We start from the raw sequence: 16,938 nt of genomic DNA on the forward strand, positions 1-16,938 counted from the left end.
TACGCAACCCGTCAGAGCAGGCGCAGCCCGTCAGAACAGGCGCAGTTTGTCGTCCTCGATGCCGCGCAGTGCGTCGTAGTCGAGCACCACGCAGCCGATCCCGCGGTCCGTCGCCAGCACCCGCGCCTGCGGCTTGATCTCCTGCGCCGCGAAGATGCCCTTCACGGGGGCGAGATGGGGATCGCGGTTGAGCAGTTCCAGATAGCGGGTCAGCTGCTCCACGCCGTCGATGTCGCCGCGCCGCTTCAGCTCCACGGCCACGGTCTGCCCGTCGGCGTCCCGGCACAGGATGTCGACCGGTCCGATGGCGGTGAAGTACTCACGGCGGATCAGGGTGTAGCCCTCGCCGAGTGTCTCGATCCGGTCGGCGAGAAGCTCCTGCAGATGTGCTTCGACACCGTCCTTGATCAGGCCGGGGTCGACACCCAGCTCATGGGACGAGTCATGGAGGATTTCCTCCATCGTGATGATCAGTTTCTCGCCCGCTTTGTTGACCACGGTCCAGATGCCCGCGGTGTCGTCGGCGCCCTCCTTGAGGGTGCAGGGCGGTGACATCCAGTTGAGGGGTTTGTACGCCCTGTCGTCGGCGTGGATCGACACGCTCCCGTCCGCCTTCACCAGGATCAGACGGGGAGCGGAGGGCAGGTGGGCCGTGAGCCGGCCGGCGTAGTCCACGGAGCAGCGGGCGATGACGAGACGCATGGTCGGCAACGCTACTCGACGACGGGTGTTCCACGCGATTCTCCCTCGGCCGCCCTCCGGACCCCGGACCGGGGCCCCGGGGGCTTGCCCCTCTTTGCTCCCCTTCGTTATTGGCCGGTTGTGTTCCCAATCTCCTGGTGCGGCCAGGACCGCACCCTTACGGTGGAAGCAGGAGGTCGCCGTCCGTGCACGCTGCGTCGCCGTCCTCCTTCCCTGCCCGTAAGGCCCCGGCCCGGCGTCGGGGTCGCGAGAGGAGAACCCATGTCGCTCGACGTCTCACCGGCGCTGTTGGAACAGGCCGAGCGAGGCGAGGTCGACGAAGCCGACTTCGTCGACTGCGTCCGGACCTCCCTGCCCTACGCATGGGAGATGATCAGCTCTCTGGTGGCACAGCTGAAGGTCGACGGCGGAGAGTTCGCCGACAACCAGACGCCCCCGCCGGACGAGCAGGCACGTGGTCAGCTGCTGCGCGCGCTCGCGAGTGATGCGATACGCGGCGCTCTGCAGCGGCACTTCGGGGTGCGTCTGGCATTCCAGAACTGCCACCGCGTCGCGGTGTTCCCGCTGGACGCCTCGGTCGACGAGCGTCTGGCCCGCTTCACCTCGGTGAGGGGCCAGTTGCTCAATCAGTCGCCCGAACTACGGGACTGCTAAACGCTTCCGCTGCCGTTCCGGGCCGCGGGAGGTGCAACTGGCTCCGGGGCGGCAGCCCCCCGTACCTCTTACGACTGTTTATGTGAGCAGCGGCAGTACCTCAGTGCCCAGCCGCGCTACGTTCTCCTTCGTGGCCGCCAGATCTCCCGAACCCTCCACCAGGAGCGCGAAGCGGGTGATGCCTGTCCGCTCGGCGGTGGCGGCGAGCCGGTCGGCGGCGAGCCGGGGCGGGCCCACCGGATGAAGGCCGCACAGCAGCTCCGTATAGGCGACCGGGTCGCGCATCACCCGGTGCCGGCCGTCGACCGTCACATGGGCGTCCAGGCCCTGCCGGAGCCAGCCGGGCATCGTCTTCACGAGCGTCTCCACGCCGTCCTGCCTACGGTCGGCGATCTGGGCCACCCCCGCGGACACATGTCCGGCCTCCCGGACGCTCTCGGGCGAGCGGCCGGCGGCGAGGGCGGCGGAGCGCCACAGGGCGACCATCTCGGCCTTCTCCTCGTCCCCGCAGTGCATCCCGAGCAGCATCGGCAGCCCGTTCTCCGCGGCGAGCCGTACCGTCTTGGGCGAGGTGCACGCGACGACCACCTCGGGGCCGCCCGGGCTCTCGCCGCCGTCCGGGCCGAGCAGTTCGTCGGCCCGGGGGACCACGGCCACCTCGCGGAAGCCGTACCGCTCGCCCTTCCCCGACACCCGGGATCCGGCCAGCCAGTCGAGCAGCAGCTCCAGGGAGGCCGGGAAGCCCTTCTCATACGCCTCCAGGCCTCCTCCGAACACCTCCAGATCCACCCAGGGGCCGCCCCGGCCGACGCCGAGCGTGAATCTGCCGCCGCTGGTGAGGTGGAGCAGCGCGGCCTGCTCGCCGAGCGCGACCGGATGGTGGTTCGGCAGCACGCTCACCGCCGTACCCACCCGGATTCTGCGGGTGCGGCCGAGCAGCAGCGCGGCCAGGGTGACGGCGGACGGGCAGACCCCGTACGGCACGAAATGATGTTCTGCCAGCCAGACCGAGTCGAGCCCGGATTCCTCCGCGACCTCGGTGGACCGGATCGCGCGATGCAGCGCTTCTCCCGGCCCCTGCCCCGGAAACTGGGCTGCCAGTACGAACGTTCCCACTCGCATCGCCAATTGCCTCCTTGCGGCCGACGCGGCTCTCCCCTACCCGCAACAACGTCTGACACGTGCCAAAGGCACGGTCCATCGGCAAGTTGTTGCGATTTTCCGCTAACTCATCCCCTCCGGGGCGCCGCCCTGCGCGGTGCGGGACACCGGCTGGGCCAAATGGCCCTACGCTGGACGGGAACTGCCCAGCCTGCCCCCCGTGAGGTGTCACGTGTCCCCGCGCCGCAACCGCCCCCGAGGCGGCGAGAGTCCCCACGACAGTGCAGCGGAGCCGGGGGACCGGTACGGCGGTGGCGGGCGCAGCGAACTGTGGCAGGGGGAGGAGTGGTCGGTCCGCCTGGTGAGCGGCGCGAGCGCGGCCGGCAAGCGGTACCGCTGCCCCGGCTGCGACCAGGAGATCCCGTCCGGCGTCCCGCACCTGGTGGCCTGGTCCGAATACGGCGGGATCGACGACCGCAGGCACTGGCACAAGGCCTGCTGGAACGCGAAGGACCGCCGCACCACACAGGTGCAGCGGTCCAGGAACGCGCCTCGCTACTGAGCTCCGGCGACCGGCGGTCGACGACCGGTCAACGGTTGCGGGTCGTCAGACGTCGCGCTTCTCCAGCGACGCATAGGCACCGAGCAGAGCCACGGCAGTGACGCCGATCATGATCCACAGCGGATCCCAGCCGGTCGGCCCCGACCCGGTGACCGAGGTGTCGTAGAACGCGCTGAGCTGGCTGGGGATCGAGTACTCGAAGAGTGCGTCCCGCAGGTCGACGAGCGACTCGGCGAACATGAACATGGCCAGCACGAGCGGCAGCAGCACCACCCCGATCATGATCGTGATCGCACCCGCGGAGTGCCGGATGAGAGCGCCGACCGCGAGCGAGAGCAGCCCCAGCGTGGCGATGTAGAAACCGACGCCGACCGTGGCGCGCAGCCATTCGTCACCGCTGGGCGCCGCGCCGTCGAGCATGGCCGTCTGCAGGACGCCGACCAGTGCGGTCGTCACGGTCGTGATGACGAAGGTGAGGAGGAAGAAGACGATCGCCTTCGCGGTCAGCACCCGCGCCCGGCTGGGGCAGGCCGTCAGCGTCGTACGGATCATGCCGGTGCCGTACTCGGAGGCGATGGTCATCACGCCGAGCGTGATCACACAGATCGAACCGAGCAGCACCCCGAAGAAGCCGAGGCTGAGCACCGGGGTCTCGCCGATCTCGGTGTCGGCGGCGTTGACCGCGATCGCGGCGAGCAGGCCGATGCCGAGCAGCAGCACGATCATGATGCCGAGCGTCCACATCGTGGAGCGCACCGAACGGATCTTGGTCCACTCGGAGGCGAGCGCATCGCCGAGGGTGGCGCGGCGCAGCGGGATCGGTGAGGCGTAGAACCCGGCCGGTGCGTCCTGCCAGTTCTGCTGCGGGGCCGGGGCGGGGGCCTGGGCCTGCGGGGTCGGCGGCGTGGTCATCGGGCGTCCTCGCTGGTCTCGCTCTTGGTCAGGTCTGCGGGGGCTGCGGCGGGAGCCGTCGGGGCCGCCGGAGCGGGCGCGGCGGGGGCAGCGGGTACGGCCGGGGCGGCGGGTGCCGCAGGGGCCTGGGCGTACGGGTTCTGTCCGGGCGGCGGCGGGGCGTACCAGCCCTGCTGCGGCATCTCCGGGACCGGCGGCTGCGGAGCCTCGTAACCCGGCTGCTGTCCGTACCCACCGTGCACCGGCTGCTGCAGACCGGCCTTCTGGTCCGCCGTCGAGCGGTAGTCCACGGCGCCCTGCGTCATCCGCATGTACGCCTCCTCCAGCGAGGCCTGGTGCGGGGAGAGCTCCCACAGCCGGACGTCCGACTCATGGGCCAGATCACTGATCCGCGGCAGCTGAAGACCGGTGATCCGCAGGGCGCCGTCCGGCTCCGACATGACCTGGCCGCCCGCCTCGGTGAGCGAGGCGGTCAGCTTCTCCCGCAGTTCCGGCACCCCGTCCGCGACCCGTACCCGCGCGAAATCGGCCGAATTGGCGGAGATGAAGTCCTTGACGCTCATGTCGGAGAGCAGCTGCCCGCGGCCGATCACGATCAGATGGTCGGCGGTGAGGGCCATCTCGCTCATCAGGTGGCTGGAGACGAAGACCGTACGGCCCTCCGACGCCAGCATCTTCATCAGATTGCGGACCCAGAGAATGCCCTCGGGGTCGAGACCGTTGACCGGCTCGTCGAAGAGCAGCACCTGCGGGTCGCCGAGCAGCGCCGCCGCGATGCCGAGCCGCTGGCCCATACCGAGCGAGTAGCCCTTGGACCGCTTCCGCGCGACGTCGTGCAGACCGACGACACCGAGCACCTCGTCGACCCGGGCGGCCGGGATGCCGGCGAGCTGGGCGAGCGAGAGGAGATGGTTACGGGCGCTGCGCCCGCCGTGCACCGCCTTCGCGTCCAGCAGCGCACCCACCTGGCGCGGCGCGTTCGGCAGGCTGCGGAAGGGGTGGCCGCCGATGGTGACATGGCCGGATGTCGGTCGGTCCAGGCCCAGCATCATGCGCATGGTGGTGGACTTGCCCGACCCGTTGGGACCGAGGAATCCGGTGACGGCACCGGGCCGCACCTGGAAGGAAAGGTTGTACACGGCTGTCTTCGCGCCATAGCGCTTGGTCAGGCCGACTGCCTCGATCATGCTCCAGCCCCATCGACTTCGTCTGTCGTCGGGGCCCAGGCCGTCCGGCCGCACGCCCCCCGTAAGAGTTAGGAGGATATCCAGGCCTTGACGGTTCCGGCCAAGCGTTACGAGAGCGCATCGCCTCGGGGCGGAGCGGACGGAGCACTTCCGGTACGGTCCGGGGCAGCTGCCCCGCCGACCGGCCGGCGTCCCGCCCGCCCGTCACCTGTCCCGTCAGCCCGTCACGCGTCCCGCTTTTTCAGTACGAGATAGCCGCCGACCAGCGCGGCCGCCACCCAGGCGACCAGAATGCCGAACCCGCCCCACGGCCCGTACGGAGACGGGCCGCTGTTCATGGCGTCCGGGACCACCTGCATGATCTTGGACCCGGCCTGGTCGGGGAAGTACCGGGCGACCTTCTTCGCGCCCGGGACCGCCGACAGGATCTGCGAGACCAGGAAGAAGAACGGCATCAGGATGCCGAGCGACAGCATGGAGCTGCGCAGCATCGTCGCCACACCCATCGAGAAGATCCCGATCAGGCCCATGTAGAGGCCGCCGCCGACGACCGCGCGCAGGACGTGTTCCGCACCGATGTCGGTGTGGTGGTCGCCGAGCAGGGCCTGGCCGAGGAAGAACGAGACGAAGCTGGTGGCGAGGCCGACCACCAGGGCCAGCAGACCGGCCACCGTGATCTTGCTGAAGAGGAACGAACCGCGCTGCGGCACGGCCGCCAGCGAGGTCCGGATCATGCCCGAGCTGTACTCCGTACCGACCACCAGCACGCCGAAGACGACCATGGCCAGCTGGCCGAGGACCATGCCGGAGAAGCTGATGAGGGTCGGGTCGAAGGTGGCCCGCTCCGGCGCGGGGAGATCGTCGAACTGGGCGTTCATCAGGGCGCAGAGCGCCGCGCTCATCGCGACGGTGACGACGAACGCGGAGATCAGCGTCCAGACGGTCGAGGAGACCGTACGGATCTTGGTCCACTCGGAGGTCAGGACCGCGGGTACCGATGCCATCGCCGTCACACCCCCTTGCCGGCGTCGGGTGCGTCCGAGACACCGGGTGTCCCGGCCGGGCCTGCGGCGTTCTGCTGATTCCACTGATCGCCCCAGTGCGGACCAACGGGCGGCGGCACCGCACCGAGGTCCGAGTGCGCGTGGTACTCCACGGAGTCCGCCGTCATCTGCATGAACGCTTCCTCCAGGGAGGCCCGCTGGGAGCTCAGCTCGTGCAGCACGATCTGGTGCCGGGCGGCGAGCTCGCCCAGCGTCTCGGTGGTGGCGCCGTCGATCTCCAGCGTGCCGCTGCCCGCCTCGACCACGATCAGGCCCTCCTCGTGCAGCACATCGCGCAGCCGCTCCTGCTGCGGCGAGCGCAGCCGTACATAACTGCGTGAGTTCTGGTGGATGAAATCGGCCATCGAGGTGTCGGCGAGCAGCCGGCCCTGGCCGATCACGATCAAGTGGTCCGCCGTCAGCGCCATTTCGCTCATCAGATGCGAGGAGACGAAGATCGTCCGGCCTTCCGCTGCGAGCGCCTTCATCAGATTGCGGATCCAGTGAATGCCCTCGGGGTCGAGACCGTTGACCGGCTCGTCGAAGAGCAGCACCTGCGGGTCGCCGAGCAGCGCCGCGGCGATGCCGAGCCGCTGGCCCATGCCGAGGGAGAAGCCCTTCGACTTCTTCTTCGCCACCGCGGTCAGACCGACGGTGTCCAGAACCTCCGCGACCCGGCTCTCCGGGATGTGGTTGCTCTGTGCGAGACAGAGCAGATTGTTGTACGCGCTGCGCCCGCCGTGCATCGACTTGGCGTCCAGCAGCGCCCCGATGTACTTGAGGGGTTCTTCCAGGTCGCGGTAGTGCTTGCCGTCGATGCGCACGGAACCGCTGGTCGGGTTGTCGAGATCGAGCATCATCCGCATCGTCGTGGATTTGCCCGCTCCGTTGGGGCCCAGAAAGCCCGTCACCATTCCAGGTCTGACGCGGCACGAAAGCCGGTCGACGGCAACCTTGTTGCCGAAGCGCTTGGTGAGGCCGTCAAGCTCGATCATGCGTTCACGCTAGAACGGCCGCGCGCCCGGCGCCACCACAAGGGCGGAACCGGGCGCGCAACATTTGTCGAACTGCGGTAATCCGGGGTCAGCGGGTCTGCTGAGCCGGAACGCCGCGGGTGACCGGCTCGTCGTCGGCGGGGGAGCCGGCGGCGGCCACCGCGGCACCCGTCAGCGTCGCCAGCATCTCGCGGACGTTGGTCAGCTGCGCGTTGATCGAGTCGCGGCGGTTGGTGAGCGCCGCCAGCTCGCGCTCCGACTCGCTGCGGATCCGGTCGGCCTTCGCGTTCGCGTCGGCCACGATGTCCTCGGACTGGCGCTGCGCGGTCTCCACCGTCTGACGGGCCCGGCGCTCGGCGTCCGTACGGAGCTTCTCGGCCTCCAGGCGGAGCTGCTCGGCGCGGTGCTCGATCTCGGCGAGGCGCTTCTCGGCCTTGGCCTGACGGGACGCGAGGTCGCGCTCCGACTGGTCGCGGCGCTTGGCCAGGTTGGTCTCGAAGTCCGCGGCGGCCTGGGCGGCCTTGGCGCGGGTCTCCTCGAAGAGGGCGTCCGCCTCCTCGCGCTTCTGCGAGGCGTCCTTCTGGGCCTCCGTGCGCAGCGAGCCGGCCTCACCCTTGGCCTTCTCGACGATGCGTACGCCCTCGTCCTCGGCCTTCGCCTTGCGCTCGGCGGCGAACGACTCGGCGTCGTTGCGTACCTGCTGGGCGGCCGACTCGGCGAGCTCGCGGTGCTGCTCGGCGGCGCGACGGGCCTCCTCGCGCAGGTCCTTCGCCTCCTCCTCGGCGAGGCGGAGAATCTTCTCCACGCGGGCGCCGAGACCGGCGTACGACGGCTCCGCGTCGTTCACCTGGGCCTGGGCGTTCTGCGTTTCGAGGTGGAGCTCCTCGATGCGCTTTTCCAGAGACGTGATGCGGGCGAGAGCACTATCACGGTCGGCGACGAGCTTGGTAATGCGGTCATCCACCTGACCGCGGTCGTATCCACGTCGCACGAGCTCGAAGCCGAAGGGGGAGGAAGGGTCGCTCATGGGGTTCCTGTCGAATGAGACCGGTGAGGTGTTAGAGGGAATCCTAGGGGCCGAAGCGGCGTGTCATCGAGTGGATGCCCTTTTGATCTGGAGAATGACACCCCTTTCGAGTGGCTGACCCCCGCAACTCTTGCCACTCGGAGGGTTGAACGTCCTTGATGAAGCATGTGAGATGACGGGGCGACTACCCCTCGGACGACTTGCCACTCGATCGAGTGCCCGCCGAGGCCCCGGCTTTGACGCCACCGGCTGAGCCGCCGCCCGCACCCTTGCCGCCGCCCCCGGGCGTCTCGAACGACTCCAGTGCCTCCAGCACGTCCTGGACACGGGAGATCTCGGTGTTGATGTCCTCGCGCCGACGCACCAGCAGATCGAGCTCGCGCTTGCCGTCGTCCACCGTACGCTTCGCCTCGGCCTCGGCGTCGGCCCGCAGTTTCTCGGCCTCGCGGATCAGCGCGGCCTTCTTCTGCTCGGCCTCCTTGAGCAGCGACTCGGCCCGCTTCACCGCCGCGATCCGGACCTTGCTCGCCTCCGAATTGGCGTCCGCCAGCAGCTCCTTGGCCTTGGCCGCCGCCTCGTCGCGCTGCTCGGTCGCCGCCTTCATCAGGTTGTCGACGCGCTCGCCCGCCGTCTTCATCTGCTCGGAGGTCTCCCGCCGGGCCCGGTCGTGCAGCTCCTCGATCTCGCTCTCGATGCGGGTACGGAGCTCCTCGGCACGTTCCCGGATGGCCGTGGCGTCCCGGCGGGCGCCGACCAGCAGCTCGTCCGCGTCCGTACGGGCGCGCTCGACCAGGGTGTTGCCCTCGACGGTCGCCTCCGAGGTGATCCGCACGGCCTCCTTGCGGGCCACGCCGACCATCGTGTCGGCCTGCTCCTCGGCCTCGGTGGCGGCGCGCAGCGCCTCCTCCTGGGCCTTGTTGACGAGCTGGTCCGCCTGTTCGGCTGCATCGGCCCGGCGCTTCGCCGCGGCCTCCCGCGCCTCGTCGAGCAGCCGGTCCGCCTCCTGACGGGCCTCGGCCCGCATCTGCTCGGCCGCCGCCTCCGCCTCGGCGCGCACCCGCTCCGACTCCTCGCGGGTACGGGCCGCGTGCTCCTGCGCCGAGCCGACGGTGGCCGCCGCCTCCGCGCGCAGCCGCTCGGCCTCGTCCGTGGCCTCGTCCGCCAGCCGGGCCGCGCGCTGCGTCGCGTCCTCGACGAGCCGGTTGGCCTGCTGCGTGGACTCCGCGACGATGCGCTCGGCCTCGCTCGTCGCCTCGCCCACCAGCCGGTCGGCCTGGGCCGCGGCATCGGAACGCATCCGGTTGGCGTCCTCGCGGGCCTCGGCCCTGCTGCGTGCCGCGTCCTGCTCGGCCGAGGCCAGCGAGTCGGAGGCCTCGGTACGCATCCGCTGGCTGTACTCCGCGGTGTCCGCGCGCAGCCGCTCCGACTCGGTGATCGCGTCGGAGACCGTCCGCTCGGCCATCGCCTTCGCGGCGTCGGACTCCTCCTTCGCCTCCCGGCGGATCCGGCTCGCGTCCTCGCCGGCCCGCTCCCGCTCCGCGTACGCGTCGGCGCGGACCCGGTCCGCCTCCTCCTGTGCCTCGGACTTCGTCCGCTCCGCGACATGCTCGGCGGTGGAGCGCAGCCCGGCGATCTCCGCCTCGGCCTGCTCCTGCAGCCCGTTGACCGAATCCCGTACCTGCTGGGCGGTCTGCTCGGCCGCGGAGACCATCTCGGTCGCCCGGCTGTCCGCCTCCTCGACCAGGCGCTGCGCCTCGGCCTGTGCCTGCTCGACCCGCTTGCGGGCCGAGGCGAGGAGCTCCTCGCTCTGCTCGCGGGCCCGCTCGCGCTCCTGGTTCGCCTCGGTGCGCGCCGCGTCGAGGGTCTCCTCGGCCTCCCGGCGGCGCCGGTTCGCCTCCTCCTGCGCGGCGGCCAGCGCCTCGGCGGCCTCCGTGCCGACCCGCTCGGCGGCGGCAGCGGCCTCCGAACGCACCCGGTCGGCGCTCTCCTGCGCCTCGGACTTGAGCCGCTCCGCCTCGGCGGCCGCTTCGCTGCGCAGCCGTACGGCGACGGACTCGCCCTCCGCACGCGACTGCGACGCATCCGCCGCGGCCTCGTCGCGCAGCCGCTCCGCCTCGGTCTCCGCCTGCTCCTGCAGGACGCGCAGCCGCTCGGCGGCCTCCGCGCGCAGCCGCTCGGACTCCTCGTTCGTCTCGCGCCGGATGCGCTCCGCCTCGGCGCGCGCGTCCGTGAGCGCCTGCTCGGCGGTGGTGACCCGGGTCTCGGCCTCGGTGTGCAGCCGGGTCAGCTCGTCGGCCGCCTCCGCCTTGCGGGCCGCGGCCGCGCGCTCGGTCTCCTCGCGCAGCTCCGCCGCCGCCTGCTCGGCCGCGGTGGTGGTGGACCGGGCCTGCTCCTCGGACTCCGTACGCAGCTGCTCGGCCTCGCCGCGCGCGCGTTCCAGGGCCTCCTCGGCCTGCTTGCGCAGCGCACCGGCACGCTCGGCGGCCTCGCTGCGGACCCGCTCGCTCTCCGTGCCCGCGGTGGAGCGCAGCTCCTCCGCGTCCGCCTTCGCCTTGGACAGCAGCTCCTCGGCGGTCTTCGCGCCCTCCTCGATCTGCTGGACGGCCTCGCGGCGGGCCTCGCCACGGATCCGCTCGCCCTCGGCGACCGCCTCGGAGCGCAGCTGCTCGGCCTCGCCGCGCAGCCTGCGCGCCTCCTCCTGCAGCTCGACCGTCTTGGCCCGGTACTCCTTGGTGTCGTCCTTGGCCGCGCCCTTGAGCTGATCGGCCTGCTCGGCGGCCTCGCCGCGCAGCCGGTCCGCCTCGGCCTCCGCCTCACGGCGGATCCGGTCGGCCTCCTCGCTCGCCGCCCCGGTGGTGGACCGTGCGTCCTCGGACGCCTTGGTCAGCACCTCCTCGGCGGCTCTGGCGGCCTTGGCGAGCTGGGCCGCGGCGTCCTCCGCGGCTGCCGTGCGGGCCCTCTCGGCCGCCTCGGACGTCAGCCGGTCCGCCTCGGCGCGGGCGTCGGCGAGCGCCTGCTCGGCCTCCGCCTTCAGCGTCTCGGCGTCCTTGGTGGCCTCACCGACCAGCCGGGCGATCTCCGACTTGGCCGTACGGGTGCGCTGCTCGTTCTGCGACTCGGCGGCGGCCAGCCGCTTGACGGCGGCCTCCTTCGCCTCGGCGGTGACCTTCTCGGCCGCCAGCCGGGCCTCGCGCAGCCGGGTCTCGGCCTCCTGCATGCGCTGCTCGGCGGCCCGGTTCAGCTCGGCGGTCCGATGGCGGGTCTGCTCGGTCTCCGCGGTCGTCGACGAGCGCAGCTGCTCGGCGTGGCTGGTGGCCTCCTGCGCCTGGCTGGAGGCGGCGTTCAGCAGCCGCTCGGCGTCCTTGCGGGCCCGCAGCAGGATCGACTCGGCCTCGGCACGGGCCGACTCCGCCTCGGAGCCGAGCCGCTGCCGGGTCTCGTCCGCCAGCCGGCCCGCCTCGGCGCGCGCCTGCGCCAGCGACTGCTCGGCATCGGCCCTGGACTCCTCGAGGAGCCGACGGGCCTGGGACTCCGTCCTGGCCCTGAGCTGCTCGGCCCAGGCGACGTTCTCGTTGACGTGGGACTCGACGGTCTGACGGCGCTCGGCCAGCTCCTGGTCGAGCTGCTGGCGCCGCTGCACGGCCTCGTTGTGCAGCTCGGCCTGGAGCCGCGCCTGGTGCTCGGCGTGCTCCTGCAGGATCCGCTGCGTCTGCGCCCGGGCGTCACGGAGCTCCCGCTCGGCGTCGGTCCGCAGCTGGTCGGCCTGGATCTGGGCATTACGGAGCAACTGCTCGGCCTGGTAGCCGATGTCCGCGCTGTCGTACGCGGGACGGGTCGCGAGATTGCGCCGAGCCTCGTGCAGCTTGGCGCGCAAGACCTCGACCTGGTAACCGAGGTCCTCGGCGTGCTGGACGGCCTTCTCCCGGTCGGTCTTCAGCCGGTCCATCTCGGCCTCGAACCGCGAGAGATGGTCGTCTTCAGCTCGGTGGCTCTCCTGGCGTTCGTAGCCCCGCACTGCGCGGTCCCATCCGTCCCCTGGTCGCAACTCTCCAACGAGTACCGTTCGCCGGTGAACGGTCCCCCGGGGAATGGTGACAGATCAACGGCTGGGGACGCGGCGCGGCCCCGACCCGGCCCCGGCCCGGAACAGCCCACTCTACCGGGCCAGGTATCCGGAGGTCAGTGCTCCGCTGCGGACGTGACCAGTTCTGTGAGGACGCCGTGGCAGTCCTTGGGGTGCAGAAAGGTGATCCTGGACCCCATGGAACCGGTCCTGGGCTCGTCGTACAGCACCCTGACCCCCTTCTCCCGGATGTCCGCCGCGTCGGCGTCGACGTCCGCGGTGCCGAAGGCGATGTGGTGGACGCCCTCCCCATTCTTTGCCAGCCACTTGCCCACGGCCGAGTCCTCCCGGGTCGGCTCCAGCAGCTGGAGGTAGGAGGCACCGCCGTCCGACGTATCGTTGATCTTGAGCATGGCCTCCCGTACGCCCTGCTCCTCGTTGATCTCGGAGTGGAACACCTCGAACCCGTAGGTCGAGCGGTAGAACTCGACGGTCCTGTCGAGGTCGAAACAGGCGATCCCGATGTGGTCGATTCGCGTCAGCATGCAACCAGTGCAGCGCTCCACCGATGGTTACGCAACGTGCGCGCGATCACACCGGCTGCCGGATGACGGGCGAGGTACCGCTCAGTACATTCAGGTAAACCCTCGTTCACTCCTAATCCCAAGGGGCTGCGCCTCATGTCAGGAACGACCGGTACCACCTCAGTGATCGTCGCGGGCGCGCGTACGCCCATGGGCCGCCTCCTCGGCTCGCTGAAGAGCTTCTCCGGGGCCGAGCTCGGCGGCTTCGCCATCAAGGCCGCGCTGGACCGGGCCGGCATCGGCGGCGACCAGGTCGAGTACGTGATCATGGGCCAGGTGCTGCAGGCCGGTGCGGGCCAGATCCCGGCACGCCAGGCCGCGGTCAAGGGCGGCATCCCGATGAACGTCCCCGCGCTCACCGTCAACAAGGTGTGTCTGTCCGGGCTCGACGCGATCGCGCTCGCAGACCAGCTGATCCGCGCCGGTGAGTTCGACGTGGTCGTCGCCGGTGGCCAGGAGTCCATGACGAACGCCCCGCACCTGCTCCCGAAGTCCCGCGAGGGCTACAAGTACGGCGCGATCGAGATGCTCGACTCGATGGCGCACGACGGCCTGACCGACGCCTACGAGAACATCCCGATGGGTGAGTCCACCGAGAAGCACAACACCCGTCTCGGGCTGAACCGCGCCGACCAGGACGAGATCGGCGCCCTCTCCCACCAGCGCGCCGCCGCCGCCCAGAAGAACGGCATCTTCGAGGCCGAGATCACCCCGGTCGAGATCCCGCAGCGCAAGGGTGACCCGGTCCTCTTCTCCAAGGACGAGGGCATCCGTCCGGAGACGACCGCGGAGTCCCTCGGAAAGCTGCGCCCGGCCTTCACCAAGGACGGCACGATCACCGCGGGCACCTCCTCGCAGATCTCCGACGGCGCCGCCGCGGTCGTCGTCATGAGCAAGGCCAAGGCCGAGGAGCTGGGCCTGGACTGGATCGCCGAGATCGGCGCCCACGGCAATGTGGCGGGCCCGGACAACTCGCTCCAGTCGCAGCCGTCCAACGCCATCAGGCACGCCCTGAAGAGGGACGGCCTGGAGGTCGCGGACCTCGACCTCATCGAGATCAACGAGGCGTTCGCCGCGGTCGCCGTCCAGTCGATGAAGGACCTCGGCGTCACCCCCGAGAAGGTGAACGTCAACGGCGGCGCCATCGCGCTGGGTCACCCGATCGGCATGTCCGGCGCCCGTGTGGTGCTCCACCTGGCGCTGGAGCTGAAGCGGCGCGGCGGCGGCATCGGTGCGGCGGCGCTGTGCGGCGGCGGCGGCCAGGGCGACGCGCTGATCATCCGCGTTCCGGGCAAGAAGTAGTCGTACGTACGCAGCTGCAAGAGTGAACCGAACGGAGCGGTAATGGTGGACGTCCCCACCCTGGTCGAGCAGGCCCGTGCGGGCCGCCCGAGGGCCGTGGCCCGGCTCATCTCCCTGGTGGAGGGGGCGTCGCCGCAGCTGCGCGAGGTGATGGCGGCCCTGGCGCCGCTGACGGGCAACGCGTACGTCGTCGGCCTGACCGGCTCACCCGGTGTCGGCAAGTCGACATCGACGTCGGCGCTGGTCTCGGCGTACCGGCGGGCCGGCAAGCGGGTCGGCGTCCTGGCCGTCGACCCGTCCTCGCCGTTCTCCGGCGGCGCGCTCCTCGGCGACCGGGTCCGGATGTCGGAGCACGCCTCCGACCCGGGCGTCTACATCCGCTCGATGGCCACCCGCGGACATCTGGGCGGCCTCGCCTGGTCGGCACCGCAGGCCATCCGGGTGCTGGACGCGGCGGGCTGCGACGTGATCCTGGTGGAGACGGTCGGCGTCGGCCAGTCGGAGGTGGAGATCGCCTCCCAGGCCGACACCTCCGTGGTCCTGCTGGCGCCCGGCATGGGCGACGGCATCCAGGCGGCGAAGGCCGGAATCCTGGAGATCGGCGATGTGTACGTCGTCAACAAGGCCGACCGGGACGGCGCCGACGCCACCGCGCGCGAGCTCAACCACATGCTGGGCCTCGGCGAGTCCCGCGGCCCCGGCGACTGGCGGCCGCCGATCGTGAAGACGGTCGCCGCCCGGGGCGAGGGCATCGACGAGGTCGTCGAGGCGTTGGAGAAGCACCGGGCGTGGATGGAGGAGCACGGCGTGCTCGCCGAGCGCCGCACCGCCCGCGCGGCCCACGAGGTCGAGACGATCGCCGTCACGCGGCTGCGCGAGCGGATCGGCGATCTGCACGGCGACCGCCACATCGGCGCGCTCGCCGAACGCATCGTGGCGGGGAGCCTCGATCCTTACGCGGCGGCCGACGAACTGGTGGCGGGCCTCACCGGCGCCTGACCCGGGCCGCCGCCCTCAGTCGTCCCGGCCGTTGCCGTGATGGTCGTCGCCGTGATGGTCGTGGTCGCCGTCGTCCGAACGGTCCGCCGTGACCTCCGAACGGTCCGCCGTGACCTCGGACGTCTTCGCGTCGACGTTCAGCTCGTGCTCCTTGCCGTCCTTGCCCCGGACGTCGACGTCCCAGTGCAGTGCCCCGCCGCCCCGAGCGCGGCAGCGAGACGGAGGCAGACCGGGGCGCACGCCGGTCACGGGAGTCGTCGGCGTCATCGTCATCGCCACCGTCGTCGGAGACGTGCCTGCCGAGCACCTTGCCGCTGCCCGCGTCCACCGTCACGTCGTGCCAGACCTTGTCGGAGCCGTACACATCGAGTTCCCAGACCCGCCCGCCGTCCGCTCGCCGCGCTGCTCCTGGTCTCGCGGTCGCGGTCGTGGCTGTCGTCGTCCGCGAAGGCGACGGCCGTGGCGGCGTCGGGTGCGGAGCGCCCGTGTGAAGGCCGGCCCGGAGGGCTGGTGTGAATTGCTCGTGTTCGAATGTGGGGCTTGCGGGTGGCGGGTAGCGTTCCGTTCGTGAAGCTCGCCGTGCAGGTCAAACTGGAGCCGACGCCCGCTCAGGCGGCGGCACTTGAGGCGACCCTGCGCGCCTGCAACGAGGCAGCGACTTGGGTGTCCGGGGTGGCGTTCGAGCAGGATGTGAAGCGAAACTTCGCCCTGCGCGAGCTGACCTACGGCGAGGCCAAGGAGCGGTGGCGGCTGGGGGCGCAGGCCGCTCAGCATGTGATCAAGAAGACCTGTGACGCGTACGCGACGCTGAAGGCGAACCTGAAGGCTGGCAACCTCGGCAGGCCCGGCTCGAAGCGTTACCGCCAGGCCGCCGGGAAGCCGATTGTCTTCCGGCGTGAGAGCGCGCAGCCGTACGACGACCGGATGCTGTCCTGGCAGAGCGGTGACCGCCGGGTCTCGATCTGGACGGTGGCCGGACGGCTCAAGGATGTGGCGTTCACTGCGGATGAGCGGCAGCTGGCCACCCTGGTGTTGTACCGGCGGGGTGAGTCCGACCTGGTGTGCCGGGACGGCATGTGGTTCCTGCTGGCCACCTGCGAGGTCCCGGAAGCGGAGTTGAACACCGATCCGGTGGACTTCCTCGGTATCGACCTGGGCATCGTGAACATCGCCACCACCAGCGATGGCGAGATCATGGCCGGACGCGCGCTGAACCGTATCCGGGTGCGCGAGCGAGGCCTGCGTACCAAACTCCAGAGGAAGAACACCCCGTCCGCCAGGCGCCGGTTGAAGAAGCGGCGGCGTAAGGAGGCGCGGAGGGCGAGGGGCATCAATCACAAGATCGCGAAACATGTGGTGGCCGAGGCAGAACGCACCTCGCGCGGCATCGCCCTGGAAGACCTGGGCGGCATCCGCGCGAGGGTACGGCTTCGCAAGCCCCAACGGGCCACCCTGCACAGCTGGTCCTTCCATCAGCTGGGGCAGTTCATCGCGTACAAGGCCCGCAGGGCGGGGGTGGCAGTGGTGCACGTCGATCCTGCGTACACCTCGCGTACCTGCGCCGAGTGCGGGCACGTAGACAAGGCGAGCCGGGTCTCACAGGCCCGGTTCGAGTGCCGGTCGTGCGGATTCGTTGATCACGCGGACCGGAACGGCTCCCGCAACATCCGCGCCCGTGCGCGGGAGTTGTGGCGACGCGGGGCCGAGTCAACGGCCCCCGCCCTACCCCCGCAACGGCGGGGTGGGGCTGGACGCAAGCGCAGCATCACTGCCAGTGATGCCCGCTGTGCAAGCCCGGCGATTTAGC

General features: G+C 70.8%; 15 protein-coding genes. 5 read left to right on the forward strand and 10 right to left on the reverse strand.

The features are described from left to right. Positions 1 to 30 precede the first annotated feature (30 nt). A complete protein-coding gene (nucS, locus tag OG507_RS27840; protein WP_327369895.1) occupies positions 31 to 702 on the reverse strand; it encodes an endonuclease NucS in 672 nt (223 codons plus the stop codon). A 261-nt stretch (positions 703 to 963) separates the two neighbouring features. Between nucS and OG507_RS27845 the strand changes: the two genes are divergently transcribed. Continuing rightward, entirely contained in the window at positions 964 to 1,356 is a 393-nt protein-coding gene (locus tag OG507_RS27845; RefSeq protein WP_030971516.1) for an SCO5389 family protein, read from the forward strand. A gap of 78 nt (positions 1,357 to 1,434) precedes the next feature. Here OG507_RS27845 and OG507_RS27850 read toward each other — a convergent pair whose 3' ends face one another. Further along, positions 1,435 to 2,478, reverse strand: a complete 1,044-nt coding sequence (locus tag OG507_RS27850) for an LLM class flavin-dependent oxidoreductase (protein WP_327369896.1) — start codon at positions 2,476 to 2,478, stop codon at positions 1,435 to 1,437. Positions 2,479 to 2,689: 211 nt separating this feature from the next. Between OG507_RS27850 and OG507_RS27855 the strand changes: the two genes are divergently transcribed. Beyond that, entirely contained in the window at positions 2,690 to 3,019 is a 330-nt protein-coding gene (locus tag OG507_RS27855) for an ATP/GTP-binding protein (protein WP_327369897.1), read from the forward strand. A gap of 45 nt (positions 3,020 to 3,064) precedes the next feature. On the opposite strand, the gene OG507_RS27860 is transcribed toward OG507_RS27855, so the two are convergent. The 7 genes from OG507_RS27860 to mce form a co-directional block, all read right to left on the reverse strand. Further along, positions 3,065 to 3,931 (reverse strand): ABC transporter permease subunit, encoded by an 867-nt coding sequence (locus OG507_RS27860; protein WP_327369898.1) that lies wholly within the window; start codon positions 3,929 to 3,931, stop codon positions 3,065 to 3,067. After that, complete coding sequence (locus tag OG507_RS27865) at positions 3,928 to 5,118, reverse strand: ABC transporter ATP-binding protein (RefSeq protein WP_327369899.1); 1,191 nt, start codon at positions 5,116 to 5,118, stop codon at positions 3,928 to 3,930. The genes OG507_RS27860 and OG507_RS27865 overlap by 4 nt, the downstream gene beginning before the upstream one ends. Positions 5,119 to 5,342: 224 nt before the next feature. Further along, entirely contained in the window at positions 5,343 to 6,122 is a 780-nt protein-coding gene (locus tag OG507_RS27870; RefSeq protein WP_327369900.1) for an ABC transporter permease subunit, read from the reverse strand. A gap of 5 nt (positions 6,123 to 6,127) precedes the next feature. Beyond that, on the reverse strand, positions 6,128 to 7,156 hold the full coding sequence (locus OG507_RS27875) for an ABC transporter ATP-binding protein (RefSeq protein ID WP_327369901.1): 1,029 nt from the start codon (positions 7,154 to 7,156) through the stop codon (positions 6,128 to 6,130). A gap of 88 nt (positions 7,157 to 7,244) precedes the next feature. Beyond that, positions 7,245 to 8,183 carry a cellulose-binding protein gene (locus OG507_RS27880; RefSeq protein WP_327369902.1) on the reverse strand — a complete coding sequence of 313 codons (939 nt, stop codon included), beginning with the start codon at positions 8,181 to 8,183 and terminating at the stop codon, positions 7,245 to 7,247. 184 nt (positions 8,184 to 8,367) lie between these two features. Next, positions 8,368 to 12,198 (reverse strand): polarized growth protein Scy, encoded by a 3,831-nt coding sequence (gene scy / locus OG507_RS27885; protein WP_327369903.1) that lies wholly within the window; start codon positions 12,196 to 12,198, stop codon positions 8,368 to 8,370. Between the two features lie 164 nt (positions 12,199 to 12,362). Continuing rightward, on the reverse strand, positions 12,363 to 12,791 hold the full coding sequence (gene mce, locus OG507_RS27890) for a methylmalonyl-CoA epimerase (protein ID WP_327369904.1): 429 nt from the start codon (positions 12,789 to 12,791) through the stop codon (positions 12,363 to 12,365). A gap of 135 nt (positions 12,792 to 12,926) precedes the next feature. Between mce and OG507_RS27895 the strand changes: the two genes are divergently transcribed. Both OG507_RS27895 and meaB read left to right on the forward strand, forming a co-directional pair. Then, positions 12,927 to 14,132: an acetyl-CoA C-acetyltransferase gene (locus OG507_RS27895; protein WP_327369905.1), complete on the forward strand. Its 1,206-nt coding sequence runs from the start codon at positions 12,927 to 12,929 to the stop codon at positions 14,130 to 14,132. Between the two features lie 42 nt (positions 14,133 to 14,174). Beyond that, a complete protein-coding gene (meaB, locus tag OG507_RS27900) occupies positions 14,175 to 15,131 on the forward strand; it encodes a methylmalonyl Co-A mutase-associated GTPase MeaB (protein WP_327369906.1) in 957 nt (318 codons plus the stop codon). Between the two features lie 15 nt (positions 15,132 to 15,146). Here the strand turns inward: meaB and OG507_RS27905 are convergent, their stop codons facing one another. Then, entirely contained in the window at positions 15,147 to 15,404 is a 258-nt protein-coding gene (locus OG507_RS27905; protein WP_442811030.1) for a PepSY domain-containing protein, read from the reverse strand. Positions 15,405 to 15,698: 294 nt separating this feature from the next. Here OG507_RS27905 and OG507_RS27910 point away from each other — a divergent pair, with 294 nt between their 5' ends. Continuing rightward, entirely contained in the window at positions 15,699 to 16,937 is a 1,239-nt protein-coding gene (locus OG507_RS27910) for an RNA-guided endonuclease InsQ/TnpB family protein (RefSeq protein ID WP_327369907.1), read from the forward strand. The last annotated feature ends 1 nt before the right edge of the window (position 16,938 follow it).

Source organism: Streptomyces sp. NBC_01217 (assembly GCF_035994185.1).
GTDB lineage: Bacteria > Actinomycetota > Actinomycetes > Streptomycetales > Streptomycetaceae > Streptomyces.

Excerpts from the sequence above, each read along its gene's own strand:
- OG507_RS27845 (WP_030971516.1), top strand. The coding sequence starts at position 964 with ATGTCGCTCGACGTCTCACCGGCGCTGTTGGAACAGGCCGAGCGAGGC.
- nucS (WP_327369895.1), bottom strand. The coding sequence starts at position 702 with ATGCGTCTCGTCATCGCCCGCTGCTCCGTGGACTACGCCGGCCGGCTC.
- OG507_RS27865 (WP_327369899.1), bottom strand. The coding sequence starts at position 5,118 with ATGATCGAGGCAGTCGGCCTGACCAAGCGCTATGGCGCGAAGACAGCC.
- OG507_RS27875 (WP_327369901.1), bottom strand. The coding sequence starts at position 7,156 with ATGATCGAGCTTGACGGCCTCACCAAGCGCTTCGGCAACAAGGTTGCC.
- OG507_RS27870 (WP_327369900.1), bottom strand. The coding sequence starts at position 6,122 with ATGGCATCGGTACCCGCGGTCCTGACCTCCGAGTGGACCAAGATCCGT.
- mce (WP_327369904.1), bottom strand. The coding sequence starts at position 12,791 with ATGCTGACGCGAATCGACCACATCGGGATCGCCTGTTTCGACCTCGAC.
- OG507_RS27895 (WP_327369905.1), top strand. The coding sequence starts at position 12,927 with ATGTCAGGAACGACCGGTACCACCTCAGTGATCGTCGCGGGCGCGCGT.
- OG507_RS27880 (WP_327369902.1), bottom strand. The coding sequence starts at position 8,183 with ATGAGCGACCCTTCCTCCCCCTTCGGCTTCGAGCTCGTGCGACGTGGA.
- OG507_RS27860 (WP_327369898.1), bottom strand. The coding sequence starts at position 3,931 with ATGACCACGCCGCCGACCCCGCAGGCCCAGGCCCCCGCCCCGGCCCCG.
- meaB (WP_327369906.1), top strand. The coding sequence starts at position 14,175 with ATGGTGGACGTCCCCACCCTGGTCGAGCAGGCCCGTGCGGGCCGCCCG.
- OG507_RS27905 (WP_442811030.1), bottom strand. The coding sequence starts at position 15,404 with ATGACGATGACGCCGACGACTCCCGTGACCGGCGTGCGCCCCGGTCTG.
- OG507_RS27850 (WP_327369896.1), bottom strand. The coding sequence starts at position 2,478 with ATGCGAGTGGGAACGTTCGTACTGGCAGCCCAGTTTCCGGGGCAGGGG.